24 protein-coding genes are annotated in these 26,573 nt (G+C 66.7%); 15 read left to right on the top strand and 9 right to left on the bottom strand.

The window, feature by feature from the left end:
* Window positions 1-4: 4 nt before the first annotated feature.
* From rlmH to NX773_RS01255, 14 genes are all read left to right on the top strand, one after another.
* The gene (gene rlmH / locus NX773_RS01320; RefSeq protein ID WP_258854605.1) at window positions 5-475 is read left to right on the top strand and encodes a 23S rRNA (pseudouridine(1915)-N(3))-methyltransferase RlmH; all 471 of its coding nucleotides are present in this window, start codon (window positions 5-7) and stop codon (window positions 473-475) included.
* Between the two features lie 8 nt (window positions 476-483).
* Complete coding sequence (locus tag NX773_RS01315; RefSeq protein WP_258854604.1) at window positions 484-1,107, top strand: Maf family protein; 624 nt, start codon at window positions 484-486, stop codon at window positions 1,105-1,107.
* 176 nt (window positions 1,108-1,283) lie between these two features.
* Window positions 1,284-2,747 carry a ribonuclease G gene (gene rng / locus NX773_RS01310; protein ID WP_258854603.1) on the top strand — a complete coding sequence of 488 codons (1,464 nt, stop codon included), beginning with the start codon at window positions 1,284-1,286 and terminating at the stop codon, window positions 2,745-2,747.
* 4 nt (window positions 2,748-2,751) lie between these two features.
* Window positions 2,752-3,657, top strand: coding sequence for a patatin-like phospholipase RssA (gene rssA, locus NX773_RS01305; protein ID WP_258854602.1), 906 nt, complete (start codon window positions 2,752-2,754; stop codon window positions 3,655-3,657).
* Between the two features lie 121 nt (window positions 3,658-3,778).
* Window positions 3,779-4,396 (top strand): adenylyl-sulfate kinase, encoded by a 618-nt coding sequence (gene cysC / locus NX773_RS01300; RefSeq protein WP_258854601.1) that lies wholly within the window; start codon window positions 3,779-3,781, stop codon window positions 4,394-4,396.
* 14 nt (window positions 4,397-4,410) lie between these two features.
* Complete coding sequence (locus NX773_RS01295; protein ID WP_258854600.1) at window positions 4,411-5,307, top strand: hypothetical protein; 897 nt, start codon at window positions 4,411-4,413, stop codon at window positions 5,305-5,307.
* A gap of 2 nt (window positions 5,308-5,309) precedes the next feature.
* Entirely contained in the window at window positions 5,310-6,161 is an 852-nt protein-coding gene (locus tag NX773_RS01290) for a sulfotransferase domain-containing protein (RefSeq protein WP_258854599.1), read from the top strand.
* Window positions 6,162-6,176: 15 nt separating this feature from the next.
* Window positions 6,177-8,168 carry an asparagine synthetase B family protein gene (locus NX773_RS01285; RefSeq protein ID WP_502572672.1) on the top strand — a complete coding sequence of 664 codons (1,992 nt, stop codon included), beginning with the start codon at window positions 6,177-6,179 and terminating at the stop codon, window positions 8,166-8,168.
* A gap of 48 nt (window positions 8,169-8,216) precedes the next feature.
* Window positions 8,217-8,366, top strand: a complete 150-nt coding sequence (locus tag NX773_RS01280) for a hypothetical protein (protein WP_258854597.1) — start codon at window positions 8,217-8,219, stop codon at window positions 8,364-8,366.
* Between the two features lie 99 nt (window positions 8,367-8,465).
* Window positions 8,466-8,747, top strand: coding sequence for a lasso peptide biosynthesis PqqD family chaperone (locus NX773_RS01275; RefSeq protein WP_258854596.1), 282 nt, complete (start codon window positions 8,466-8,468; stop codon window positions 8,745-8,747).
* A 3-nt stretch (window positions 8,748-8,750) separates the two neighbouring features.
* Complete coding sequence (locus NX773_RS01270) at window positions 8,751-9,224, top strand: lasso peptide biosynthesis B2 protein (protein ID WP_258854595.1); 474 nt, start codon at window positions 8,751-8,753, stop codon at window positions 9,222-9,224.
* Window positions 9,221-10,963 carry an ABC transporter ATP-binding protein gene (locus tag NX773_RS01265; RefSeq protein ID WP_258854594.1) on the top strand — a complete coding sequence of 581 codons (1,743 nt, stop codon included), beginning with the start codon at window positions 9,221-9,223 and terminating at the stop codon, window positions 10,961-10,963. Before NX773_RS01270 ends, NX773_RS01265 begins: the two co-directional genes overlap by 4 nt.
* The gene (locus NX773_RS01260; RefSeq protein WP_258854593.1) at window positions 10,960-12,210 is read left to right on the top strand and encodes a nucleotidyltransferase domain-containing protein; all 1,251 of its coding nucleotides are present in this window, start codon (window positions 10,960-10,962) and stop codon (window positions 12,208-12,210) included. The genes NX773_RS01265 and NX773_RS01260 overlap by 4 nt, the downstream gene beginning before the upstream one ends.
* Window positions 12,211-12,268: 58 nt before the next feature.
* Entirely contained in the window at window positions 12,269-12,907 is a 639-nt protein-coding gene (locus NX773_RS01255) for a DsbA family oxidoreductase (protein WP_258854592.1), read from the top strand.
* A 254-nt stretch (window positions 12,908-13,161) separates the two neighbouring features.
* Here NX773_RS01255 and NX773_RS01250 read toward each other — a convergent pair whose 3' ends face one another.
* The 9 genes from NX773_RS01250 to NX773_RS01210 form a co-directional block, all read right to left on the bottom strand.
* Complete coding sequence (locus NX773_RS01250; RefSeq protein WP_258854591.1) at window positions 13,162-14,940, bottom strand: DUF885 domain-containing protein; 1,779 nt, start codon at window positions 14,938-14,940, stop codon at window positions 13,162-13,164.
* 103 nt (window positions 14,941-15,043) lie between these two features.
* Window positions 15,044-15,721 carry an NAD-dependent epimerase/dehydratase family protein gene (locus NX773_RS01245; RefSeq protein WP_258854590.1) on the bottom strand — a complete coding sequence of 226 codons (678 nt, stop codon included), beginning with the start codon at window positions 15,719-15,721 and terminating at the stop codon, window positions 15,044-15,046.
* Between the two features lie 145 nt (window positions 15,722-15,866).
* Window positions 15,867-16,673 carry an ABC transporter substrate-binding protein gene (locus tag NX773_RS01240; protein ID WP_258854589.1) on the bottom strand — a complete coding sequence of 269 codons (807 nt, stop codon included), beginning with the start codon at window positions 16,671-16,673 and terminating at the stop codon, window positions 15,867-15,869.
* Window positions 16,660-17,343, bottom strand: coding sequence for an energy-coupling factor ABC transporter ATP-binding protein (locus NX773_RS01235; RefSeq protein WP_258854588.1), 684 nt, complete (start codon window positions 17,341-17,343; stop codon window positions 16,660-16,662). The genes NX773_RS01240 and NX773_RS01235 overlap by 14 nt, the downstream gene beginning before the upstream one ends.
* The gene (locus NX773_RS01230) at window positions 17,340-18,047 is read right to left on the bottom strand and encodes an ABC transporter permease (RefSeq protein WP_258821395.1); all 708 of its coding nucleotides are present in this window, start codon (window positions 18,045-18,047) and stop codon (window positions 17,340-17,342) included. The genes NX773_RS01235 and NX773_RS01230 overlap by 4 nt, the downstream gene beginning before the upstream one ends.
* On the bottom strand, window positions 18,047-18,898 hold the full coding sequence (locus tag NX773_RS01225) for a formate dehydrogenase accessory sulfurtransferase FdhD (RefSeq protein WP_258854587.1): 852 nt from the start codon (window positions 18,896-18,898) through the stop codon (window positions 18,047-18,049). Before NX773_RS01225 ends, NX773_RS01230 begins: the two co-directional genes overlap by 1 nt.
* 5 nt (window positions 18,899-18,903) lie before the next feature.
* Entirely contained in the window at window positions 18,904-21,696 is a 2,793-nt protein-coding gene (gene fdhF / locus NX773_RS01220) for a formate dehydrogenase subunit alpha (protein ID WP_258854586.1), read from the bottom strand.
* Entirely contained in the window at window positions 21,693-23,390 is a 1,698-nt protein-coding gene (locus NX773_RS01215; RefSeq protein ID WP_258854585.1) for an NAD(P)H-dependent oxidoreductase subunit E, read from the bottom strand. The genes fdhF and NX773_RS01215 overlap by 4 nt, the downstream gene beginning before the upstream one ends.
* 146 nt (window positions 23,391-23,536) lie before the next feature.
* Window positions 23,537-25,177, bottom strand: coding sequence for an OFA family MFS transporter (locus NX773_RS01210; protein ID WP_258854584.1), 1,641 nt, complete (start codon window positions 25,175-25,177; stop codon window positions 23,537-23,539).
* 126 nt (window positions 25,178-25,303) lie between these two features.
* On the opposite strand from NX773_RS01210, the gene NX773_RS01205 reads away from it, so the two are divergent.
* The gene (locus tag NX773_RS01205; protein WP_258854583.1) at window positions 25,304-26,443 is read left to right on the top strand and encodes a substrate-binding domain-containing protein; all 1,140 of its coding nucleotides are present in this window, start codon (window positions 25,304-25,306) and stop codon (window positions 26,441-26,443) included.
* The last annotated feature ends 130 nt before the right edge of the window (window positions 26,444-26,573 follow it).

Here is a 26,573-nt window from a genome sequence, read left to right as displayed (position 1 = left end):
CTCAATGCAGCTCATCATTGCCGCGGTCGGCCACAAGATGCCGGCCTGGATCGAGACTGGCTTTACCGAGTTCACCAAGCGCATGCCGCCCGAGCTGCGCATCGTGCTCAAGGAGATCAAGCCGGTCGAACGTTCCGGCAGCAAGACCGCGGCCACTGCCATGGCGCTCGAGCGCGAACGCATCGAGGCGGCGCTGCCCAAGGGCGCCCGCATCATCGCGCTTGACGAGCGTGGCAAGGACCTCACCAGCGTCGGCCTGTCCAACATGCTGCAGCAGTGGCAGCAGGACGGGCGCGACACCGTTTTCCTGATCGGCGGCGCCGACGGGCTCGACCCCGAGCTCAAGGCGAAGGCCGAAGGCATGATCCGCATTTCGAGCATGACCCTGCCTCACGGGATCGTGCGCGTGATGCTCGCGGAACAGCTTTACCGGGCCTGGTCGATTACCCAGAACCACCCCTATCACCGCGCCTGAGGCAACGCATGCCGTACAAACCCCTGGACAACAAGATCTACCTCGCCTCGAAGAGCCCGCGCCGGCGCGAACTGCTGCGCCAGGTGGGCGTCGATTTCGAACTGCTGTCGCTGCGCACCGATCCCGCGCGCGGGGTGGACGTGAGCGAGGAGGCCTACCCGAACGAAGACCCGCTCGCCTACGTGGCGCGCGTGGCCAACGAAAAAGGCGCCTTCGCGTGGAACGTGCTGCAGATGCGCCGCCATCCGCTGCGGCCGGTGCTCACCGCCGACACCACGGTCACCATCGACGGCCTGATCCTGGGCAAGCCGGAGAATAACGAGGAAGCGGTCGAGATGCTCGGCCGGCTGTCCGGCCGCACGCACCAGGTGCTGACCTCGGTGGCGGTGCACTATACCGACATGGCCCTGCAGGTGACGCAGGTGTCGGACGTGCGCTTTGCCAAACTGTCGCCGGACGCGATCAAGGCCTACTGCGCCACGCCCGAGCCCTACGACAAGGCCGGCGGCTATGGCATCCAGGGGCTGGCCGCGCTCTTCGTCGAGCATATCGAAGGCAGCCACTCGGGCATCATGGGGCTGCCGCTGTTCGAGACGGCCAACCTGCTGCGCAAGGCCGGCGTGCCGGTGTAGGGTGGGCGGGTTTCCCGCCCACGCGTCCAAGCGGTGCTGGCTCGGCCCGCAGGCCAATCTTAGCCGGATCGAACGCGTGGGCAGCCGAGCTGCCCACCCTACCGGTCCGCGCCCCCACCGCACTGCCACGGCGCCGTGTATGATTACACTCTGAACAATATTGTGAACGGCGCTCCATGAACGAAGACATCCTCATCAACATCACCCCGCAGGAAACGCGCGTGGCGCTGGTCCTGCAGGGCGCTGTTCAGGAACTGCACATCGAACGCACGCTCACCCGCGGGCTGACCGGTAACGTGTACCTTGGCAAGGTGGTGCGCGTGCTGCCGGGGATGCAGTCGGCGTTCATCGACATCGGCCTCGAGCGCGCGGCCTTCCTGCACGTGGCCGACATCTGGGAAGCGCGCAACCACGAGAGCCCGAACGCGCAGCCCACTCCGATCGAAAAGCTGCTGTTCGACGGCCAGGTTCTCACCGTCCAGGTGATCAAGGACCCGATCGGCACCAAGGGCGCGCGCCTGTCCACCCAGATTTCGGTGGCCGGCCGCATGCTGGTCTATCTCCCGCAGGACAACCACATCGGCATCAGCCAGAAGATCGAAAAGGAAACCGACCGCGAGGCGCTGCGCGTGCGCATGCAGGGCCTGCTGCCGCCGGAAGAAAAAGGCGGCTACATCGTGCGCACGATGGCCGAGGAAGCGTCCGACGCCGACCTCTTGGCCGACATCGACTACCTGCGCAAGACCTGGAACGCGATCCTGCAGGGCGCGCGCACCCGGCCGCCAACCAGCCTGTTGTACCAGGACCTGAACCTGGCCCAGCGCGTGCTGCGCGACTTCGTGCATGACGAGACGCTGTCGATCCAGGTGGACTCGCGCGAGAACTACCTGAAGCTGGTCGAGTTCGGCCAGGTGTACACGCCATCGGTGCTGCCGCGCCTGCAGCACTACACCGGCGAGCGCCCGCTGTTCGATCTGTACGGCGTGGAAGAAGAGATCCAGCGCGCGCTGGGGCGCCGCGTGGACCTGAAGTCCGGCGGCTACCTGATCGTGGACCAGACCGAGGCGATGACCACGATCGACGTGAACACCGGCGGCTTTGTCGGCGGGCGCAATTTCGCGGACACGATCTTCAAGACCAACCTGGAAGCGGCGCACGCGATCGCGCGCCAACTGCGGCTGCGCAACCTGGGCGGCATCATCATCCTCGACTTCATCGACATGGAGAACAACGAGCACCGCAACGCCGTGCTCGCGGAGCTCAAGAAGGCGCTGTCGCGCGACCGCACCAAGGTGTCGGTCAGCGGCTTCTCGGCGCTGGGGCTGGTGGAGATGACGAGGAAGCGCACCCGCGAATCGCTGGCCCACATCCTGTGCGAGCCCTGCCCGGCCTGCGGCGGCAAGGGCCAGGTCAAGACTTCGCGCACGATCTGCTACGAGATCCTGCGCGAGCTGCTGCGCGAAGCCAAGCAGTTCAACCCGCGCGAGTTCCGCATCGTCGCCTCGCAGGAGGTCATCGACCTGTTCCTGGAAGAAGAGTCGCAGCACCTGGCGATGCTGGGCGACTTCATCGGCAAGCGCATCTCGCTGCAGGTGGAGAAGGGCTACCACCAGGAGCAGTACGACGTGATCCTGATGTGAGCCGATGATTACGCACCGGCCAAAAATCGGACTGGCGCTGGGCAGCGGCTCGGCACGCGGGTGGGCGCACATCGGCATCATCCGCACGCTGGAGCAGGCCGGCATCGTGCCCGACATCGTCTGCGGCACCTCGATCGGCGCGCTGGTCGGCGCCGCCTACGCCGACGGCCAGCTCGACCGGCTGGAACAATGGGTGCGCGGCCTGAAATGGCAAAGCGTGCTGGGCCTGCTGGACCTGACCATCGACGGCGGCCTGGTCCACGGCGACAAGCTGCTCGACTTCTTCCGCACGCATTTCACCGACAAGGACATCGAGGCGCTGCCCAAGACGTTCGGCGCGGTGGCGACGGAACTGGTGACCGGGCGCGAAATCTGGCTGCGCGAAGGCTCGGTCACCGACGCGGTGCGCGCCTCGATCGCCCTGCCCGGCCTGCTCAAGCCGGCGCAGCTGGACGGCCGGCTGATGGTCGACGGCGGCCTGGTCAACCCGGTGCCGGTGTCGCTGTGCCGCGCGATGGGCGCCGACATCGTGATCGCGGTGGACCTGAACTGGGACCTGATGGGACGCCACAACGAGCGCGCGCAGGGCTGGCGCTCGCTGCCCGCGCCGGGCGCGCTCGAATCGCTGGTCGGCAAGCTGCCGCTGGGGCTGGGACGGCTCAAGAGCGGCCCGGCGACGTCGGCCGCGATGCCCTCGATCTTCGACGTGCTGAGCATCAGCCTGCACATCATGCAGGTGCGAATCACCCGCAGCCGCCTGGCCGGCGAGCCCGCCGACCTCTTGATCCGCCCGCGCCTGTCGAACTTCGCGCTGATGGACTACCACCGCGCCGCGGCCGCCATCACCGAGGGCGAACGCGCCGCCGAGCAGGCCATTCCGGAGCTGCGCGAGCTGGTCCCTGTCGACTGACGTTGCGCGCGGCGGCCGCAAACGTCCCTGCCCCGGCAAAACTGTTGTTTGGAAGTAGCAGTAGAGTCCTCGCAGCAATTTCTCGGTTAAGATGGCGTTCTTTCGCTAACTCGATCCTTCCTTGGTTTCCACCAACGTTACACGGCAAGACAGCGCCGTCTCCCGGCTTGACCGCGAGCGCCTGCAGCGCCACCGCGGGGCGGTGCTGTGGCTGACCGGCCTGTCCGGCGCCGGCAAATCGACGCTGGCCAACGCCGTCGAGGCAAGGCTGCACGCGCTGGGTTGCCGCACCTTCCTGCTGGACGGCGACAACGTGCGTAGCGGCCTGTGTGGCGACCTTGGCTTTTCGCTGGCGGACCGCCACGAGAACATCCGGCGCGTCGGCGAGGCCGCGCGCTTGTTCCTCGATGCGGGCGTGATCGTGCTGTGCGCTTTCATTTCGCCGCTGAAGGAGGACCGGCAGCGTGCCCGCGCCCTGGCGCCGGACGGAGATTTCGTCGAGATTTACTGCAAGTCTCCGCTGGCCGTGTGCGAGCGGCGCGACGTCAAGGGCTTGTACCGGCGCGCGCGTGCCGGCGAAATCGCCGATTTCACCGGCATCACATCGCCCTACGAAGAGCCCGACAATCCCGAACTCGTGCTCGACACGGCACGGCGCAGCGTCGACGAGTGCGCCGATGCCGTTGTGGCCCGGCTTGTCGCGCAAGGCACCGTCCCCGTATCGCTCCAGACAGCCTGAATCAAGACTACCGCATGTTTTACTACACCGCTTATACACTGCGCATTGCCAGCGAACTGCCAATGCCCGAACTGAGGGCAGCCGGGCCGACCGACTGCCCGGACCTGGCGATCCGCTTTGGCGCCGTGCCCGCGAACGGGTTGCCGCAAGCCAAGCGCCTGGGTCCCTACCTGTGGGTGGACTCGGATGCATTCTGCCTGCAGGTGCCCGGCGTGGCCCGCTTCCTCGTCGAGCAAGGACGCTCGATCACGATCGAGCGCGAGAGCGGCATCGACGACGAAAGCGTGCGCCTGTTCCTGCTGGGATCGGCGTTTGGCGCCATGCTGTTCCAGCGCGGCCACATGGTCTTGCACGGAAACGCCATCCGCATCGGCGACCAGGTAATGGTCTGCGTCGGCCCGTCCGGCGCAGGCAAGTCCACGCTGGCAGCCGGCTTTGCGCAACGCGGCTACGAAGTGCTCGCCGACGACGTGGTGCCACTCAACCGCGACGGCCTGGTGCTGCCCGGATTCCCGCGCGTGAAACTGTGGCATGACGTGACCGGGCACCTGGGAATCGACAGCACGCGCCTGGACAGGATCCGCCCGCACATCGAGAAATTCAACTTTCCGTTGGCGCACGCCGCCGAACCGCCGGCGCTTCCGCTGCGCTGGATCTACGTGCTGGGCAACGACAACCACGACGACATCAGGCTGGAACCGATTGGCGGCATGAAGCGTTTCCTGCCGCTGCAGAACAACACCTATCGGGTGAAATTCCTGGAAGGGATGTCGTTCAAGGCCGAGCATTTCAGGCTGTGCAGCCAGCTCGCCGCCCAGGCGCGGGTGACCCAGGTGACCCGGCCGCGCAAGGGGTTCCAGCTTGACGGACTGGTCGACAAACTGATCGCCGACATGGCGGCCAATCCCTGACCATGAGCGGCATCTACTGGCTAGCGTCGTATCCGAAGTCGGGCAACACCTGGTTTCGCTCGTTCCTGACCAACCTGCAGGCCGACGGCGACACCCCGGTCGACATCGACAGCCTCGGCTCGGGAATTGCGAGCAGCCGCGCCTGGCTCGACGCGGTGCTGGGCTTCGATACGGCCGACCTCGGCCACGACGAAACCGAGCGCGTGCGGCCGGCCGTCTACGACTGGTCCAGCCGCCAGCCAGCGCCGACCTACCACAAGATCCATGACGCGTTCATCCACACGGTGGACGCCGAGCCGCTGGTGGGCCGCGCCGGCACGCTGGGCGCGCTCTACATTTTACGCAACCCGCTGGATGTGGCGCCGTCGTTCGCCAACCACCTGGGCAAGTCCATCGACCACGCAATCGCGCGCATGGGCGACCCGGAGTTCGCCCTCGCCGCCCGCAAGCGCAGGCTCGACAGTCAAGTACGGCAGCGCTTGCTGAGCTGGTCGCAACACGTGGAAAGCTGGGTTGACGCGCCGGACCTGAACCTGCTTGTCATCCGCTACGAGGACATGCTGGACGATCCGATCGATACGTTCACGCGTGCCGCACGGTTCCTGCATCTGCCCGACGATCCCGCCCGGATCGAAAAGTCGGTTCGCTTCAGCGATTTCAAGGTGCTGGCCGCGCAAGAGACACGCGGCGGCTTTCGCGAACGTCCGCCAGAGTCAACGCGCTTCTTCCTCTCAGGCAAGTCCGGCACCTGGCGCGACCGCCTGACCGACGCCCAGGTCGAGCGCATCGTCGCCGACCACCGGGCCGTCATGCGACGCTTCGGCTACCTCGACGCTGCCGGCAACCCCATCTGAGGCGACCGCAACCGTATGACTGCTATCGCTGGAATCGTCCACTTCGACGGCCGCCCGGTGGACCGGGCGACGCTGCATCGCATGCAGGAAATGCTCACGCCGTACGGGCGTGACGCCCAGGCTGCCCGGATTGTCGGCAACGCCGGCCTGCTGCGCACGCTGTTGCTGATCACGCCCGAAGACCGCCACGACGCCCAGCCACTGCTCGACGGCGCCAACCAGTGCGCCCTGCTGTTTGACGGACGCCTGGACAACCGCGAAGAACTGGCCGCGGCGCTCGGCCTGACCGCGGCCGACATCGCCAGCATGGCGGACAGCCAACTGGCCCTGCTTGCGTGCTTGCGCTGGGATACCGCGGCGCTGCCGCGCATGCTGGGCGACTTCGCCATCGCGATGTGGCAGCCTGCGCGCGCGCGCCTGTGGCTGGCGCGCAGTCCGCTGGGCAGGCGTCCGCTGTTCTGGCACCGGCAAGACGGCTTTTTCGCGTTCGCGACCATGCCCAAGGCACTGCTGGCCATTCCGGGGGTGCCCTGCGCGCCGGGCGAAACCCGGCTGTACGAAGATCTGGCGATGGTCCCGCCATCCGGACCGGGATCGTTTTTCAAAGATATCGCGCGAGTCCAGCCCGGCCATGTGGTCACGCTGGATGGCACCGGCCTGCGCAGCACGCCCTACCACCGTTTCGACAACCTGAAGATGCTGCGGCTGCCGAGCGATCAGGACTATGTCGACGCGTTCCGCGAACACCTCGACCGCGCGGTTGCCCGTGCGCTGCGCTCGGCGGGAAAGGTGGCCTCGCACCTGAGCTCGGGCTTCGACAGTTCCACCGTGACGGCGGTTGCCGCCCGGCTGCTGGACGGGCGCGGCCAGGATTTGCTCTCGTACACGTCCATACCGCGCCCCGGTTTCGGCGCCGCGCTCGCCAGCGGGCGCCATGCGGACGAACGCGCGGGGGCCACTGCGCTCTCGAAACGCTTCCCCAACATTCGACACTTCCTCGTCAACACCGATCGCGTCTCGCCGCTCGATCTGCTCGACCCCATGGTCGCCCGGCTGGACCGCGCTCCCATGAACCTGATGAACCTCGTATGGGTGACCGCGATCAACGAGCATGCCGTGCAGCAAGGCGCAAAAGTGCTGCTGACCGGGCAAAAAGGCAACATGACCATTTCGTACAGCGGCTTTCGCTTCCTCTACAGCTTGCTGCGCAGTGGCGATCTGGGGCAGTGGCTGCACGAGCTGCGCGGCTTCCGGCGAAATGGCGCCAGTTGGGGCCATTTGCTCAGGAGTTCATTTGGCCCCATGCTGCCCCAGCCTGTCTGGAATGCGCTGCAGGCAGCACGCCGCCGCCCGGGCAATACCACCGGCTCGCCGGTCCATCCGCGCTTCGTCGCACGCATGTCCGCGTCCCACCCTTCCGCCGGCGTGCACGTCAGGCGCCTGCCGGGCCAACAGATGCGCATCCACGTCCTGATGCGCCAGGATCCGGGTGAGTATTACGCGGCGGCGAACTGGGATGGCCTCGAATGGCGCGACCCGACTGCCGACCTGCGCCTGGTTGAGTTCCTCCTGTCGGTCCCGGAACGACAATTCGGGCATCACGGCCAGGATCGCTGGCTGCTCAGGCGCGCCATGCACGAGGTCCTGCCGCCCGAAATCACGCAGGCGCGCACCAAAGGCTTGCAGTGCGCCGACTGGTACGAGACCCTGACCCCGGAGGTGCCACGGATGAGGTCGCTGGTCGAGGAGGCTGCACGATCCAGCCGCGTCGGCGAGTATGTGGACCTGGCCCCGATCGAGCAGGCGCTCGCTTGCTGGCCCAGCGCCGACGAGGCAAAGGAACGCGGCGCGCTGGACATGCAACTGCAGCGGACCATCGCGGCGACCGGCTTCATGCGCTACGTCGAAAACTGGGATGCGGCCAGTGCGGTGCGGCCGCCACAAAATCTGTTAGATCGGGTTGAAAATGGGAAACCATTGTTTACGCCGGCGAAGTCATTCGTGTAAAGTCTACTTTCGGGTAACCCACTCTTTTTAATTTCTTGGAGGCAATTCATGAATCAAGTCGAGCGCAACGAGCTGTCCGCCACCGAAACGGCCCAACCATCGAACTATGTCGCGCCGCGCCTGGTTCGCATCGACATTGCCCAGGAAACTGAGCTGGGAAGCCATGGCGGTGCGCCTGACATGACCACCATCAGCTAAGCCGAACCACGGCCACAGCCGCACATTGGCGGACATTCATTTTAGCGACAGCGCGTTCAGCGCACACTGACACATTGTTCCGCCATCCCGGGTTTTGCCATGTCTGTTGAATCCACCACTGCCAAACTGGTCCGCAACCCGGACCTTGTCGCCGCCGACATGGATGGCGAAACCGTCATGATGAGCATCGCGCGCGGCGAATATTTTGGGCTGAACACGGTCGGCTCGCGCATCTGGGAACTGCTTGCCGAGCCAGCCACCGTCAGCGACCTCGTCACCCGCATCTGCGCCGAATTCAACGTCGACCGGGCAACCTGCTCGGCCGATCTGGCGGCGTTCACCAAAGATCTGCTCGATAACGGCCTGGTCATCCCGGCCTGACCGATGCTGCCCGCCCTCGTCCGCAAGGGTCGCAGCTTTGCGCGCCTGCCGCTGTTTACCCAGCTGTGGTTGACGCCCTCATGGGTGCTGCTGGGCGTATCCAGGGCGCTGATCCTGACACTCTCGTTTCCGCGGCTGGCGCGCTTGTTGGGCCACCCGCTTGGCGTGGCGACATCCGTGCCACTGGTCAGTGCACGCCAGTGCGAACGCGCGCGCCAGGTCGGCCGTACGATCCGCTTGGCAGCACGGTACACGCCGTGGGATTCGAACTGCTTTGCCCAGGCGCTGACTGCGCGCTTGTTGCTTGCCACCCATCGCGTGCCCTGCGCCATGTATTTCGGGCTCAAGCGCGACAGCGACGGCATGAAGGCACACGCCTGGGTTGCGTCCGGCCCGGTTGCCGTTTCAGGCGGCTCCAGCTTCGGCAGGTACACCATCGTGGGCGCGTTCGCGTCCGAACCCGCGCTCCGGCCATGAACCCGGTACGCGCCGCCAGCCGCGTGCTCGGGCGCGCGCCCGCATCGCGCGTCGGCACGCTGCTGGCGCTGATGATCCTGGGCGCGCTGACCGAGGGCGCCGGTTTCATGCTGCTGGTGCCGCTCTTGAACCTGCTCGGGGGCGGCGCTGCCCGTTCCAACGGCATCGAGCGCAAGCTCACGTCCGTGCTGGACTTGCTGCACCTTCCCCTGACTGCCGGCGTGCTGCTGGCGGGTTTTGTCGCGCTGGTGTCGTTGCGCGCCGCGCTCCAGTATGGCCGCGAACGCCTGGCGACCAGCCTGCAGCACGGCCTGGTGGACCAGTTGCGCCAGCAGTGCTTCCATGCCCTGCTCAACAGCGAGTGGCGCTGGCTGTCCTCGACCCGGCAGGCCGACCAGGCCAACCTGTTGCTCACCGACGCGAGCCGGGTCGGCACCGGCTTGCATTTCGGCCTGGCCTTGTTGGCAAACACGGTGGCGATGGCGGCGCACCTGGCGGTTGCGCTGGCGTTGTCGTGGAGCCTGACAGTGGCCGCTCTCGCCGGGGGGCTTGCCGTGTTTGCCCTGCTCGCCGGGCAGCGCGGCAAGGCATTGCAGCTGGGCCGTGAACTGGGCAAGGCCAACCGCGCGATGCAACGCACCGTGCAGGAAAGCCTGGGCGGAATCAAGCTGGCCAAGATACTGCGTGCCGAGGGCCAGCACGAGGCCGCGTTCGCCCGCCACATGGCCACCCTGCGCATTCAGCAGCACCGTTTCAGCGCCAGCAGCGCGCTGGGGCAGGCGCTGTTCCAGGCCGCGGGCGCGGCGCTGCTGGCCGCCTACCTCTATTTCGGACTGGGCTTCTGGCATACCCCGGTACCCGTCCTGGTGACGCTGGTATTCATCTTCAGCCGGCTGATCCCGCTGCTGATGGCTGCCCATCAACAGCTGCACCAGGTGCTGCACGCGCTCCCGGCGCTGGAGGAGTCCGAGCGCCTGCTGGCCGAGTGCACCCGGCATGCCGAGCCCACGGCGGCGGCGCGCCCGAACTGGCCCGTGTCAAGCGACATTGAACTGGACGCGGTGACGGTCTCGTACGACGGGCGCGAGCGGCCGGCGCTCGCCAGCGTCTCTGCCGCGTTCCGGGCGCGCACCACGACCGCCATCGTCGGCGCGTCCGGGGCCGGCAAGAGCACGCTGGCCGATATCCTCATGGGACTGCTGGCACCGGACAGCGGCAAGCTGCGGGTCGGTGGCGAAGAAATTCGCGGCAGCCTGCGCCAGGCCTGGCGCGCGCAGGTCGCCTACGTGCCGCAAGAAACCTATCTGTTCCATGCCACGATCCGGGAGAACCTGTTGTGGGCGCGGCCCGATGCCACGGACGCCGAACTGGCCATTGCGCTGGAACACGCGGCCGCCGGGTTTGTCCTGGACCTGCCGCAGGGACTCGATACCCTGGTGGGCGACGGCGGAGTGCTGCTCTCCGGCGGCGAGCGCCAGCGCCTGGGGCTGGCCCGCGCGCTGCTCTGCAAACCAAGCCTCCTGATCCTGGACGAGGCCACCAGCGCACTGGACATCGACAACGAAATGCGGGTGCGCAAGGCGATCGAAAACCTGCACGGCGAGCTCACCGTGGTGCTCATTGGCCACCGGCTGGCCACCCTCGAACATGCCGACCAGGTGATCGTTCTGGGCCAGGGGTGCGTCCTGGCCAGCGGTACCTGGACCGAAGTGCGTCCGCTACAACCGAATCTGTCATGATTTCCCAACCGTTCCAGCTTCAATCGCTGCTCCTGGACCTGCTCTCGCCCGTGCGGCCGATCGACCTTGCATTGCTGCGCTCGCTCGATCAGCGGGACTGGTCGTCGTTGCTCGAAATGACACGCCAGCACCGGGTGGGCGCGCTGCTCCACTGGCAGGCGAAACGCCGCAAGCTGCCGCTACCGGTCGCGGTCCTGGAGCAGCTCGCCCGCGTTGCCAAGCAGCAGGCGATGCGCTCGCTGGTACTGCAGCGCCAGCTGATGCTGATCAGCCGGATGCTGCGCCAGGCCGGCATTCCTTTTGCCGCGCTCAAGGGTTCTTACCTGGCCTTGCTCGCCTACACGGAACCACAGCTGCGCCCGTTGCGCGACATCGACATCCTCGTCCCCCGCGCGCAAGCCCTGCGCGCATACGAGATCCTGCTCGACAACGGGCTGACGCGCCATCCGGCTTATCAGGGCGACCCGGCGACCGCGCTGGAAACGGTCAAGCACCTGCCGGCCTTGCGCACCGCGTCCGGTCGGATTTCGGTGGAACTGCATGCCCGCCTCTTCGAACCGGAGCTATTGAAGGATGGCCAACCCGATCCTGCCGATACCGACCAGTTCTGGGACCGGTGCATTGCGGTCCCGGTCGCTGGCGATACGATCACCTTCGAATCGCCCACCGACCTGCTGCTGCACCTGATCGTGCACGCGGTGCTGGATCACAAATTCAACAACGGTCCGTTGCTGCTGAGCGACCTCGCGTTCCTGATGGCCAGCCAGCCGATCGACTGGCCCCTGTTCTGGACGCTGGCGAACGAAGGTGACTACACCCGGGGCTGCATTCTTGCGCTCAAGCTTGTCGAACGCTACTGGGGCGAGCAGCCGATCGCCTGGCCGCCGGGCGAGGAACAGGCCTGTGCCACCGCAAGCGCCCAGTGGCCGGTCGCTGCCGCACTCATGCTGCAAGATGTTTCCAACCGCCGCTTCTTCAACTTTGCGGGACAAATGTCCGCCGCCCCGACGGGAGCGCAGCTCGCAAAGCTGGCGTGGCACAAGATTTTCCCGCCCAGGTCCGCGATTGCGACGGAATATTCGAAACGCGAAAGCGCGGGCTTACTCTGGGGCTGGCATATGGCCAGGTGGTGGCGGCTGGCGACCCGGACCCTGCCGGGCTACCTGCGTGCTGCGCGCGCGAGCAGCAAGTCCGGCGAACTGAAACAGATGCAGAACCTGCATGCCTGGCTGGGCGAAGGTCGCTAGCGCGGCATGGCACGCCAGGCGTGCGCGGATGTGAGCACGGCGTGGGTATCATCAGCGCATGAACGCCTCACCCGACATCCGCATCGACGTGTGGAGCGATTACGTCTGCCCGTTCTGCTACCTTGAACTGCCGGCCATCCGTCGTCTCGAGGCGCGCTTTGCCGACCGGCTGCAGGTGGTGTGGCGCGCGTTCGAGCTGCGGCCCGAACCGAACCCCACGCTCGACCCCAACGGGGAATACCTGAACACGACGTGGGCGCAGTCGGTGTACCCCATGGCGGCCCAGCGCGGCATGCAGCTCAAGCTGCCGCCGGTGCAGCCGCGCAGCCGCAAGGCGCTGGAAGCAGCCCTGTTCGCGGACGCGCACGGCCGCTTCGGCCCCATGCACGAGGCGCTGTTCAGGGCGTTCTTCGAACAGGGCCGTGACATCGGCGACACGGACGTGCTGTGCGCGATCGCGGGCGAAAACGGGCTCGATGCGCTCGCGTTGCGCGACGCGTTCGAGCACAACCGCTACACCGCCCAGGTGCTGGATGACGAGCAGCTCGCGCACTCGCTCGGCATCAGCGGCGTGCCGGTCATGATGCTGCGCACCGCCGACGCGCCGTGGCAGGAGGCGGTGCCGGTACGCGGCGCCGTGCCCTACGAAACGCTGGAGCCGGCGATCAGCGAGCTGCTGGAAGGGCTGGCGCGCTGACTGGGTGCGGCTGAAAGCGCTGCCCTGTCCGCAATAATTTTGTTGACTTAGCACCGTCGTTCCGGCGAAGGCCGGAACCCATAACCCGCTCGCGTCGTCGCGCATTTTCCGTCAGGCCGCTGGGCAGGAGGCTCAGCATGGGTCCCGGCTTGCGCCGGGACGACGCGGTGTGGTATTTGGTCGATGCGTGGTAACTCCGGTTGCGCGGCCAGCGTGGGAACGCCTTGACGTTCCACGCTACGTGAAAACAGCCCTTACAGTTTGGCCTGCGCCGGCACGAACTCCTCCATGACCGCCTTGCGCAACAGCGCCGGCGGCACCAGGCCCTGCGCCAGCACGAAGTCGTTGAAGGCCTGGCGGTTGAACTTCTTCCCGAGCGCGACTTCAGCCGCTTGCCGCGTTTCCATCAGCCGCTGATAGCCATAGAAGTACGAGGTCGCCTGACCGGGCGCGCGGAAGGTGTAGCGCTGCATTTCCTGCGTCGCCATGCCCTCCGACAGGCCAACGTCCTCCATCAGGAACGACTTCACGCGCTCCGGCGTGATCTGCCCCAGGTTGACCATCGGGTCGAGGAAGGCGCGCGCCGCGCGCTGCATGCGCGCCTGCAGCGCGAACAGCTGGCCGTCGAGCGGCTCGTACGGCTGCATTTCCGCTTCCGCGTAGAGCGCCCAGCCCTCCACGTTCACGCTGTTGAAGGCGAACAGCGCGCGCGCCGTGGACACGCCGCTTTCCAGCATCTTCGCGAACTGCAGCTCGTGTCCCGGACGCGCCTCGTGCGCGGTGAGCGACCAGGTGCCCGCCTGGTGCGTGAAATCGTCGAAGGTGAGCGACTTGCCGCTGGCGTCCGGCGCCATGCCGGTGGTCAGGACGAATTCGCCGTACTCGCCGGTATTGCCGATCAGGCGCGGCGGGTTCATGTGCGGCGCTGGTTGCTGCGCATTTTCGGCCGCGCTGGCCAGGCGGATCACGGCTTTACGCGTGGGCAGGGTCACGATGTGCTGTTCGCGTACCGCGCTTTCGATCTGCGCCAGGCGCTCGGTGTACAGCGGCATCACCTGGTCGGCCGGGATCTGCGCTTTCTTCAGTTCGGCCATGACCGACAGGTAGTCCGCCTTGGGCAGGCCGCGCTCACGCGCAATCAGGCCAGCCGTGATGTTCATCTGGTTGCGGATCTCGGCAAACGAGGTCAGTGCCTTGGCCATCATCTCCTGCGGGGTGATGTCCACGCCGAAGTTGTGCAGGTTGTCGGCGTAGATCTCCGGCGGCAGCCGGTGGTCCGAGCGGGCGCGCGGCAGGATCTGCGTTTTGATCTGCTCGTTGTATGCGGTGAGTTGCTGCTCCAGCTTCGCAAACACGGGCTCCCAGCCTTTCAGCTCGCTCTTGGCGAGCAGTTCCTTCATGCCGGCGATCAGGGCCGGGCCATTGTTGATGTCCTGCTCCACTTCTCCCTTGTACGGTCCCAGCAGGTTCTTGTTGGCCTTCAGCCGTTCCTGCAAGCGTTCGTTGGCCAGCTCGGTCACCGGACGGTAGCCCTTCGCCATGCCCGCATATTTTTCCAGACGGACGAGCAGTGCCTGCTGGCGTGCCTTCGGGATGCGCGGATCGAGCGTGGCCTGCACCACGCCATAAATCATCGCGGTCGCGTCGGTGAAAGGCATGAAGTACTTGCGGTTCAGCGTGATCGAGCGCATCTGGTCCTGGGCGCGGGTGACCAGGATGTCCAGGTCTTGCAGCACCTTCGGGTCGGTCTCGCCCTTGCGCCGCTTTTCCAGCTCCGCGATGGCGGTGCGCAGATCTTTCATCTGCGCCGCGTACTGGTCGTGCGACAGGTCGACGATCTGCTCGTCCAAGCCGTCGATGCCGTACTGGCTTGCGTCTTCCGGCGAATACTTGGCGATCACGTTGAGCAGCAGCCTGGCATTGGCATTGCTCTTCGCCACCCAGGCTGGTTCGGCAGCGAAGGCCGGCAGCGCCACGGCAGCCAGGGAAAGCGCGCCGATCAGCGAGCAGATTTTCTTCTTGGGAGAGAACACGGGGATTCCTTTCGGACTGGTCTGTGAAAAGTCCGGGGAAGTATGGAGCTTTCCCGAGGCGGTCGCAACATATGCATGCGGCGATCGCCCGCCTGCATGTCGCTCAGGGCTGCGCCGGCCGGCTCAGCGCGCTGATCTCGGGCGCGCCAAGCACGCGGCTGGCAGCGCCGCGGCGCACCGCATTGAGCATGGCCCGCCCCATCTGCGCGGTGGTGAGGATCTGCGTCGGCAAGGCGGCGCGCAACAGCGGCAGGATCGGCCTGGCCAGCGTGTAGAAGATGCGGTAGGCCGGCGTCTTCGATTTGATGCCGTCCAGCGGCTGGATCATCCCGGGGCGGAAGATGTACACCGACCGGAACGGCAGCGCCAGCAGGGCGTTCTCGGTCCTGCCGCGCACGCGCTCCCACATCACGCTGCTCTTTTCGCTGCTGTCCGCGCCCACGCCGGAGACGTACACGAACACCATCTGCGGATTGAGCGCGGCCAGCTTGCGCGCGGCGTTCAGGGTCAGGTCGCAGGTCAGGTGGGTGTACTTCTCTTCGCTCATGCCGGCCGAGCTCACGCCGATGCAGAAGAAGCAGGCGTCGAAACCGGAAAGCTCTTCGTCGATGCCCTCGTAGTTCCACATCTCGCCATGCACCAGCTCACGCAGCTTCAGGTTGCGCTGGCCGGTCGGCGTGCGGCCGATGGTCTTGACCATGGCCACGTCGGGCGCGGCCAGGCACTCGCGCAGCACGCCCTGGCCGACCATGCCGGTGGCCCCGAAAATCAGTACGTTCACTTCTGTTCCTTATCCCTGTCGGTGACGGGATATTACACGTGTTCGGGCGTAGGGTGGGCAGGTCTCCTGCCCACGCGTTCAGGTAAAGCCCGCGTACCTTGAACGCGTGGGCGGGAGACCCGCCCACCCTACGAAAGCGACACGGCTATTGGTGCGCGGACGGGAAAAAAAGCTGTTCGCCATCGGGCTTGAACGACGCGATCCGCGCCTGCCCCTCCGGCGAGGTGATCCACTCGATCAGCAGCTTTGCGCCTTTGTAGTTGACGCCCTTGTGCTTGTCGGGATTGACCGCAATGATCCCGTACGGGTTGTACATGCGCTTGTCGCCTTCGACCAGGATCGCCAGCCCCGTCCTGGCCTTGTACGCGCCGTAGGTGGCGCGGTCGGTCAGCGTGTAGGCCTTCATCTCGGCCGCCATGTTGAGCACCTCGCCCATGCCCAGGCCCGCCGACACGTAGTTCGCGCCCGCCGGCTTGGTGCCCGCTTCCTTCCAGTAGTTCTTCTCCATGACGTCCGTGCCGGAGTTGTCGCCGCGCGAGATGAACTTCGCGTTGGTCGCGGCGATCTGCCTGAACGCGGCGATCACGTCCTTCATGCCTTTGACGTGGGCCGGGTCGGAGGTCGGCCCGGCCACGATGAAGTCGTTGTACATCACGTCGCGCCGGCCGACGCCCCAGCCTTCGGCCACAAACTGGTCTTCCAGCTTGCGCGCGTGGACCAGGCACACGTCCACGTCGCCGTTCTTGCCCAGTTCGAGCGCCTTGCCGGTGCCGACCGCGATCACGCTGACCTTGGCGCCGGTCCTGGCCTCGAACGCCGGCAGCAGCCACTTGAGCAGGCCCGAGTTTTCGGTGCTGGTGGTGGTGGACATGCGTATGACGTTCTGCGCCAGCGCGAGCGGGCTCGCGAGGGTGGCGCACAGCAGCACGGCAAAGAGTTTACGGCGCTTCATCGTGTTCTCCTTTTTGTGGTCGGTATTCGATATGCCCGTCGCGCAGCTTCAGGCGCCGCACGCCGGGCAGCCCGATCAGGTCGCGGTCGTGGCAGGCCATCACCACGGTGGTCCCCGCCTCGAGCAGGGTCGGGATCAGCGCGATCACCTGCTCGCGCGCCGGCCCGTCCAGGTTGGCGGTGGGCTCGTCCAGCAGCAGCACGCGCGGCCGCAGCACCTTGGCGCGCGCCAGCGCCACGCGCTGCTTTTCGCCGCCCGACAGCCGCGCGGGATCGGTGTCACGCGCATGTTCCATGCCGGCCCACGCGATCGCGCGATCGACTGCCTGCGCCAGCGCCGCGCCGTGCATGCCGCGCGCGCGCAAGCCGAACGCAATATTCTCTGCGACCGAGGTCGAGAACATGATCGGATGCTGGTGCACGTACACGATGTCGCAACGCAGCTCGGGCGGATACGGGTGCAGCCGCAGCTGCTTGCCGTCGAACTCGAAGCTGTCGCAATCGCCCCGTTCCAGCCCCGCCAGAATGCGCAGCAGCGTGCTCTTGCCGGCGCCGTTCACGCCCGTGAGGACGTAGGCGCAGGCCGCATCGAGGGTGAGCGTGTCGAGGTTGAACAGCTGACGCTCGCCATAGCGCTTGTGCAGGCCCCGGATAGTCAGCAGCGCGCTCATACCTGGCCCCGCGCCATGTGCGCCTCACCCTGCAACAGCATCAGCGCGCCGTTCATCAAAAGCGCAATCGCAATCAGCACGATGCCAAGCGCAATCCCCTGCGCGAATTCGCCCTTGCTGGTTTCCAGCGCAATGGCCGTGGTGATGGTGCGCGTCTGGTTTTCGATGTTCCCGCCAACCATGAGCGCGCAGCCGACTTCCGAGATCACGCGGCCGAAGCCGCTGATCACCGCCGCCATCACGCCGAAGCGCACCTCGTACAGCAGCGTGGCCATCACGCGCCAGCGCGAGGCGCCGAGCGTGATCGCGGTCTCCGCATAGCGCGGGTCGGCCGCCTGCACCGCGGCCAGCGAAAAGGCCAGCAGCACCGGCAGCGCGATCACGAACTGGCCCAGCACGATGCCGGGCTGCGTGAACAGCCACTGCAGGGGGCCGAGCACGCCATGGCGCGACAGCAGCAGGTACAGCAGCAGCCCAACCAGCACCGTCGGCAGCGACAGCGCGGCCTGCGCCAGCCAGATGGCGATGCGCCGGCCCGGGAAGCGGTGCATGGCGATGCCGTAGCCGATCGCCACCGCCGGCGGCGTGGCCAGCAGCAGCCCCAGCACGCTGGTTTTCAGCGACACCCAGATGATGTTCCACAGCGCGGCGTCACCGGTGAAGAGCAGCACGAAGGCGCCGAGCGTGGCGTCCAGCAGTCCCATTACGCCAGCCGCGCCGCTGCTTCAAGCAGGTCGGGCTCGAACACCAGCCGCTCGTGCCCGGCCAGCAGCAAGAAGTGCTTGCCGGTGCAGCGCGCCAGCAGCGACATGCCGACCTTTTGCGCCACCATGTGCCCCATCTGCGTGGTGCCCGAGCGCGACAGCAGAAACGGAATGCCCATCTGCGCGCCCTTGATCACCATTTCCGAGGTCAGTCGCCCGGTGGTGTAGAAGACCTTGTCCTCGCCCGCGAGGCCCTCCAGCCACATCAGGCCGGCGATGGCGTCCACCGCGTTGTGGCGGCCCACGTCCTCGATGAAGTACAGGAGCTCGCCGCTGCCCGAAAACAGCGCGCAGCCGTGCACCGAGCCGGCCTGCTTGTACACCGACTGCTGGGTACGGATCGTCTCGACGATGCGGTACACGACCGACTGCGGCAGGCGCGCGTTACGCGGCAGCGCGATCTGGTCGACCTCGTCCATCAGCCCGCCGAACACCGAGCCCTGCCCGCAGCCGGTGGTGACCACCTTTTTCGCGGTGCGCTCCTCGACGTCGGCGATGCCGTTACGGGTGACGACCGCCACCGCATCGACCGACCAGTCCACCTGCACCGACACCACCTCGTCGATCGAACGCACCAGGCGCTGGTTGCGCAGATAGCCGAGCGTGAGCGCCTCGGGCGCGCCGCCGAGCGTCATCAGGGTGACCAGCTCGCGCTTGTCCACGTACACGGTGAGCGGACGCTCGGCCGGGATCGAGATGGTGGAGCTGCGGCCGCGCTCGTCGATCGCCAGCACCTCGTGCGTGAGGGTGGCGCGCGCGTTCGACAGCAGCGGGCGATAGCGTGGTTTCATGTTGTCTATTGTGCCATGCCCTCCAAAACTCGGCCGCCACCGAAGCTGCCCTGCGGTGCGACCTCCCCGCCGCGCCGTGCCCGGATCGCGCAATACTTGAATTCGGGAATCTTTCCGTACGGATCGAGTGCCGCATTGGTCAGGCGGTTGATCGCCGCCTCGTAGTAGCAGAACGGGACGAAGATCGCGCCCACCGGCGAGCTGTCGTCGGCGCGCGCGTACAGCGCCACCTGGCCGCGGCGCGATTCGATGGTGATCACCTCACCCGGCTTCACGCCCATCTTCTCCAGGTCGAGCGGGTGCACCAGCGCCACCGGATCGGGTTCGAGCGCGTCCAGCACCGCGGTGCGGCGGGTCATGCTGCCGGTGTGCCAGTGCTCGAGCTGGCGGCCGGTGATCAGGACCATCGGGTAGTCGGCGTCGGGACGCTCGTTGGCCGGGATGATGTCGGCCGGGACGAAGCGCGCACGGCCGCCCTCGCGCGGGAACACCTCGGTGAACACCACGGCCTGGCCGGGGTCGCCCTCGTGCTGGCACGGGTAGGTCACGGCGCCCTCGCGCTCCAGCCGGTCCCAGGTGATGCCGCCGATGCTGTTCATCGTGTGGCGCATCTCGTCGAACACCTCGGACACGTGGCCGTAGCGCCAGTCCAGCCCGATGCGGCGCGCCATTTGCTGGATGATCCACAGGTCCTGCTTCGCTTCGCCCGGCGGGTCGATGGCCTGGCGGCCCAGCTGGACCAGGCGGTCGGTGTTGGTGAAGGTGCCGGTCTTCTCGGGGAAGGCGGTGGCGGGCAGGATCACGTCGGCCAGGTTGGCGGTCTCGGTCAGGAAGATGTCCTGCACCACCAGGTGGTCGAGCGCGGCCAGCGCGGCGCGCGCGTGGTTGGCGTCGGGGTCGGACATGGCCGGGTTCTCGCCCATGATGTACATGCCGCGGATCTCGCCGCGGTCGATCGCGTCCATGATCTCGACCACCGTCAGGCCCGGCCTGGGATCGAGCTTGACGCCCCAGGCCTGTTCGAACCTGGCTTGGGCTTGCGGGTTGTCCACGCGCTGGTAGTCCGGGTACATCATCGGGATCAGGCCGGCGTCGGACGCGCCCTGCACGTTGTTCTGGCCACGCAGCGGGTGCAGGCCGGTGCCGGGGCGGCCCACCTGCCCGGTCATCAGCGCCAGCGCGATCAGGCAGCGCGCATTGTCGGTGCCGTGCACGTGCTGCGACACGCCCATGCCCCACAGGATCATCGACGCCTTCGAGGTCGCGTACAGGCGCGCGACGTAACGGATGGTCTCGGCGTCGATGCCGCAGATCGGCGCCATCAGCTCGGGGCTGTAGCCCTCGACGTTTTTCGCCAACTCCTCAAAGCCGATGGTGCGGCTGTCGATGAAGTCCTGGTTGACCAACCCCTCGGTCACGATCACGTGCATCATGGCGTTGAGCAGCGCGACGTCGGTATCGGGCTTGAACTGCAGGAAGCGGTGCGCGTGGCGCGCGAGCTCGGGCCGGCGCGGATCGCACACGATGAGCTTCGTCCCCGCGCGGATCGCGTTCTTCATCCACGTGGCCGCAACCGGGTGGTTCACGGTCGGGTTGGCGCCGATGACGATCACCACTTCGGCCTTCGTCACGTCCATCACCGGGTTGGACACGGCGCCCGAGCCGATCCCTTCCAGCAGCGCCGCCACCGACGAGGCGTGGCACAGGCGCGTGCAGTGGTCCACATTGTTGCTGCCAAAGCCGGTGCGCACCAGCTTCTGGAACAGGTAGGCTTCCTCGTTGCTGCCCTTGGCCGAGCCAAAGCCGGCCAGCGCCCGCGGGCCGAGGGTATCGCGGATCTGCTTCAGTTTGCCCCCGGCCAGCGCCAGCGCCTCTTCCCACGTCGCTTCGCGGAACACCTCGAGCACGCGCTCGGGGTCGATCGTGAAGTCGCCGGTCTTGGGCACACCCTCGCGCCGGATCAGCGGGCGCGTCAGGCGGTGCGGGTGGTTCGCGTAGTCGAAGCCGAAGCGGCCTTTCACGCACAGGCGGCCGTGGTTGGCGGGGCCGTCGCGGCCCTCCACATACAGGATCTTGTTGTCCTTGATGTTGTAGGTCAGCTGGCAGCCCACCCCGCAGTACGGGCACACCGAATCGACCTGCTTGTCCGGGATGTTCAGCGCCACCCCGCGCGCCGGCATCAAGGCGCCGGTCGGGCAGGCCTGCACGCATTCGCCGCAGGTCACGCAGGTGGACGCGCCCATCGGGTCGCCCTGGTCGAACACCGGCAACGCATCCTGGCCGCGGAAGGCGTAGCCGATGACGTCGTTCACCTGCACGTCGCGGCAGGCGCGCACGCAGCGGGTGCACTGGATGCAGGCGTCGAGGTTGACCGCGATCGCGGGATTGGACAGGTCGGGCGTGCTCTCGCGCCGCGTGCGCGCAAAGCGCGATTCGCCAACGCCAAGCTTGTCTGCCCACTCGTCCAGCTCGTTGTGGCGCGTGTACTCGGCCTCGGGCATGTCGGACAGCAGCAGTTCCAAGACCAGCTTTTGCGCGGCCACGGCACGCGCGCTGTCGGTGGTCACCTTCATGCCTTGCGACGGGTGGCGACAGCACGATGGCGCGAGCACGCGCTCGCCGTCGATCTCCACCATGCACGAGCGGCAGTTGCCCACCGCCGCCATGCCTTCCTTGTAGCACAGGCGCGGAATCTCGATGAGCTCGCGCCCTGCCACCTCGATCAGGGTTTCGTGCTCCAGCGCCTCGACCTCGCGGCCGTTAATCGAAAAGCGCACGGTTCGGTTGATCGGGTTCATGCCAGCTCCTGCGTGAAGTACTTGATGACGCAGTCGAAAGGATTCGGCGCCGCCTGGCCCAGCCCGCAGATCGACGCGTCGCGCATCACCTGCGACAGCTCGGCCAGCAAGGCGGTGTCCCAGTGCGGCTGCTCGATGAGTGCGAGCGCCTTGGCGGTGCCGGCGCGGCAGGGCGTGCACTGGCCGCAGGATTCGTCCTTGAAGAAGCGCAGCGTATTACGCGCCGCCGCCACCGCGCTGTCGCGGTCGGACAGGATCACGATCGCGGCCGAGCCGATGAAGCAGCCATAGGGCTGCAGGGTGTCGAAGTCGAGCGGCACATCGCCCAGCGACGCGGGCAGGATGCCGCCCGAGGCGCCGCCCGGCAGGTAGGCATAGAAGCTGTGCCCCTCCAGCATGCCGCCGCAGTATTCGTCGATCAGTTCGCGCACGCTGATGCCGGCCGGGGCCAGCTTGACGCCCGGCTCGCGCACCCGGCCCGATACGGAGAACGAACGCAGGCCGCGCCGCCCGTTGCGGCCGTGGCTGGCGAACCAGTCGGCGCCGTGCTCCAGGATGTCGCGGATCCAGTGCAACGTCTCGAAATTGTGCTGCAGCGTGGGCCTGCCGAACAGCCCCACCTGGGCCACGTAGGGCGGGCGCAGGCGCGGCATGCCGCGCTTGCCTTCGATCGATTCGATCATCGCCGACTCTTCGCCGCAGATGTAGGCGCCGGCGCCGCGCCGCAGCTCGATGCGCGGCATGTTCGCCACCGGCGGGTTTGCTTGCAGCCTGGCGAGCTCCTGTTCCAGCAGCGCGCGGCAGCCGTGGTATTCGTCGCGCAGGTAGATGTAGATGGACTCGATGCCCACGGCCCAGGCCGCGATCAGCGCGCCTTCGAGGAAGCGGTGCGGGTCGCGCTCCAGGTACACGCGGTCCTTGAAGGTGCCCGGCTCCCCCTCGTCGATATTGATCGCCATGAGGCGCGGGCCCGGCTCGCCGCGCACGATGCGCCACTTGCGCCCGGTCGGAAAGCCGGCGCCGCCCAGGCCGCGCAGGTGCGAGCTTTCCAGCGAGGCGATCACCTGCTCGGGGTCGCGCGCCCCGCCCGCGCACGCGCGCAGCATCGCATAGCCTGACTGTTCCTTGTATTCCTGGTAGCCGATGTAGCCAGCCGGCTGGTGCGTGGTGCTGCGCAGCGCGACTGCCGTGGCGACCGCCTCTTCGGTCGCGTTGGGCACGGGGTTCTGGCCCACCACCGCCGCCGGCGCCTGTTCGCAGCGGCCGATGCAGGGCGCGGCGAGCACGCGCACCTCGCGGCCAAGGATGGCAGGCAGGCGCTCGATCAGCTGCGCCGCCCCCGCCATCTCGCACGACAGGCCGCTGCACACGCGCACCGTCAGCGCCGCCGGCGCGGCCTCGCCCTCGCGGACCACGTCGAAATGGTGATAGAAGGTCGCCACCTCGTACACCTCGGTCTGCGCCAGGCGCATTTCCTGCGCCAGCGCGGCGATGTGGTGGCTGGCGATGCAGCCGAAGCGGTCCTGGATCTTGTGCAGGTGCTCGATCAGCAGGTCGCGCCGGCGCGCGCCATCGCCCAGCAGCGCGCGCACCTCCTGCAGGGCTTGGGGATCGACCCGGCGCCCACGCGGCGCCTCGCGCTTGCGCTGGCGCGACGGGTCCTGCGCGGCGATCGGGATGACGGGGTGGTTCATGTTGACAGTCCCTGATGTGATTCTGATTATTGCGGCTTGCGAAGGTTCGTTGAACGCGTTGGCAGAATCTGCCCACCCTACCGTTCGCGTCACGTAGGGTGGGCGGGTGTCCCGCCCACGCGTCCAGCCAGCCTGAACACGGCCAGTTACTTGAACAGCACCGCCGCCTTCTGCAGCGTCACCCACACGCCGTACAGGATCGGCAGGCCGACCGCCAGCCACGCAAAGGTTGCAATGGCCGGGTTGCTGCCGCCGGTAGCGACCACGCCGCTGCCGGTGCCGCTGGACGCGGCCACGTCGCGCTCGTGCGCCAGGCGCTTCTCGGTGGCCAGCTCTTCCTCGGTCATGAAGTACTTGTCCGCCAGCGGGCGCACCAGCGCATTGCAGGCCAGCCCCAGCAGAATCAGCCCTGCCAGCATGTACATGGCGAGGTCGTACGCCTCGGCCTTGGCCACGCCGTGTGCGATCTGGTATTCGCGCACGTAGTTGACCAGGCTCGGCCCCAACACGCCGGCCGCGGCCCATGCGGTCAGCAGGCGGCCGTGGATCGCGCCCACCATCTGCGTGCCGAACAGGTCGGCAAGATAGGCCGGCACGGTCGAAAAGCCGCCGCCGTACATCGACAGGATGATGCAGAAAAAGCCAACGAACAAGGCCAGCTGTCCCGAGTGCGCCAGCGACGGAATCGACGCGTACAGCACCAGCCCGAGCACCAGGAACACGAAGTAGGTGGCCTTGCGCCCGATGTAGTCCGAGCACGAGGCCCACACGAAGCGTCCGCCGATGTTAAACAGCGACAGCAGGCCCGTGAAGCCGGCGGCAATCGCCGCGATCTGGCCCTTCTGCGCCGCATCCAGCTCGTTGTAGGACAGGTTCACGCCGATCAGGCGCCCGCCGAAGACTTCCTGCAGCAAGGGCGAAGCCATCGCGAGGATGCCGATGCCGGCCGAGACGTTCAGGAACAGCACGCCCCACACCAGCCAGAACTGCGGAATGCTCCACACGCGGTTCACGTGCACGTGGCGGTTGGTGATCATCTTGTTCGACGATTTGGCAGCCGATGCGGTCCAGCCCTTCGGTGTCCAGCCGGCGGCGGGCACGCGGTAGGCCAGCGCGCCGGCCATCATGAACGCGAAGTAGATCGCGGCCAGCGCCAGGAAGGTCTCCCACACCCCAACCGAGGTGGGCGTGGCGAAGTACTTCATCAGCTTGTCCGCGAGCGGCGCGCCGATCATGGCGCCGCCGCCAAAGCCCATGATCGCCATGCCGGTGGCCATGCCGCGCCGGTCGGGGAACCATTTGATGAGCGTGGAGACCGGCGAGATGTAGCCCAGCCCCAGGCCGATGCCGCCGATGACGCCCGAGCCGACCCACATCAGCCAGATCTGGTGCAGGTAGATGCCCAGCGCCGAGATCACCAGGCCGCCGCACCAGCACAGCGCCGACACCACGCCGGCCTTGCGCGGGCCGGCATGCTCGAGCCAGCCGCCGAACAGCGCCGTGGACAGGCCCAGGAACACGAAGAACAGCGTGAACATCCAGCCCAGCATCGAGATCTTCCAGTCGCAGGTGGTGCTGAAGATCTCGGCCATGAAGCTCATGTCGGCCGGACAGGCGACCGGCTCCTTGATGCCGATCGCCTTGGACAGCGGCAGCCAGAACACCGAAAAACCGTAGGCCATGCCGATGCACAGGTGGATGGCCAGCGCCGCGGGGGGCACGAGCCAGCGGTTGAACATGGGGCCGGCGATGGTCCGGTCTTTGTCCAGCATGTCGAGTAATGCCATGTCTCCTCCTTGTTGTTATATTTACACCCAAATATGCTCTAAAGAACATATATTTGATACAACTTTTTTTATTTCCCGGCAGGGTAGCATGATGCATATCAACAAAAAATAAGCTATTTTGTGCATATGCTCAGAGTCCACATCCGTCCGCACTGGGAGATCAGCTTCCATTCCGAGCCCCCGCTCGACACGGCGGCGCTGCTTGGACTGCTGCTGTGGATTCACGACAGCGGCTCGATCGCGCATGCGGCCAAGGCGGTCGGGTTATCGTACCGCTATGCCTGGGGACTGCTGCGCGAGGCAGAGCGGCTGTTTGGCGAAAAGCTGATCGACAGCGGCCGTGGGCGCGGCACGACGCTCACGCCACTGTCGCAAAAGCTGGTGTGGGCCGATCACCGCATCGCCGCGCGCCTGTCGCCGACGCTGGAGAGCCTGGCGTCCGAACTGGAAAGCGAGCTGTCCAGGCTGACGCAAGGAGGGCTGCGCACGCTGCGCATGGACGCCAGCCACGGTTTCGCGGTGGCCGCGCTGACCGGCTACCTGAACCGCATCGAAGTACCGGTGGAGCTGCGCTACCGCACCTGCTCGGACGCGCTGGCCGCGCTGGCCCGGCGCGAATGCGACCTGGCGGGCTTTCACACCCCGGAAGGCAAATTCGAAGCGCCCACGCTGGCGCACTACCTGCGCTGGCTCGACCCGGAGCAGCACACGCTGGTGCACATCGCGCACCGCGAGCAGGGCCTGATGGTCGCGCGCGGCAACCCGCTGGGCGTGCAGGGGCTGGCCGACCTGGCGCGCGACGGGGTGCGCTTCGTGAACCGGCAGTCGGGCTCGGGCACGCGCATGCTGCTGGAGATGATGCTGGACGATGCCGGCATCGCGCCCGACAGCATCAACGGGTACAACAGCGCCGAGTTCACGCACTCGGCGGTGGCCGCATACATTGCCAGCGGCATGGGCGACGTGGGGCTGGGAGTGCGCCCGGCCGCGGCGCGCTTCGGGCTCGACTTCATTCCATTGGCGCGCGAGCGCTACTTCTTTGCGCTGCGCACCGACGCGCTGGCCGAACCGCTGATGCGCCAGCTGGTGGCGCTGCTACAGGACAGCATGTACCACGCCATGGTCGATGCCCTGCCCGGCTATGCCGCCATCGACACCGGCAGGACCGCATCGCTGCAGGATGCGTTCTCGACGACTCAGGCTATCAGCACCGAACCAACGTCAAAGGCGGATAGTGGTCTTCGTGTTCGAAAAAACAGTCCATAGATCAATAATTTTTTCAAACACGGGGGCATCTTTGAGTTGTCTTTGGAAGGAATTTGCTCTAAAAATTCCCTCCGCCCGTTATTAGGTGGTAGCCGAAGCCTTTCCAACCCTCATTGAAATTAACCGATCG

This window comes from Massilia solisilvae (assembly GCF_024753215.1).
Classification (GTDB): domain Bacteria; phylum Pseudomonadota; class Gammaproteobacteria; order Burkholderiales; family Burkholderiaceae_D; genus Telluria; species Telluria solisilvae.
The sequence above is the reverse complement of the archived record's forward strand: the minus strand, read 5'-3'. Positions and strand labels throughout refer to the sequence as shown.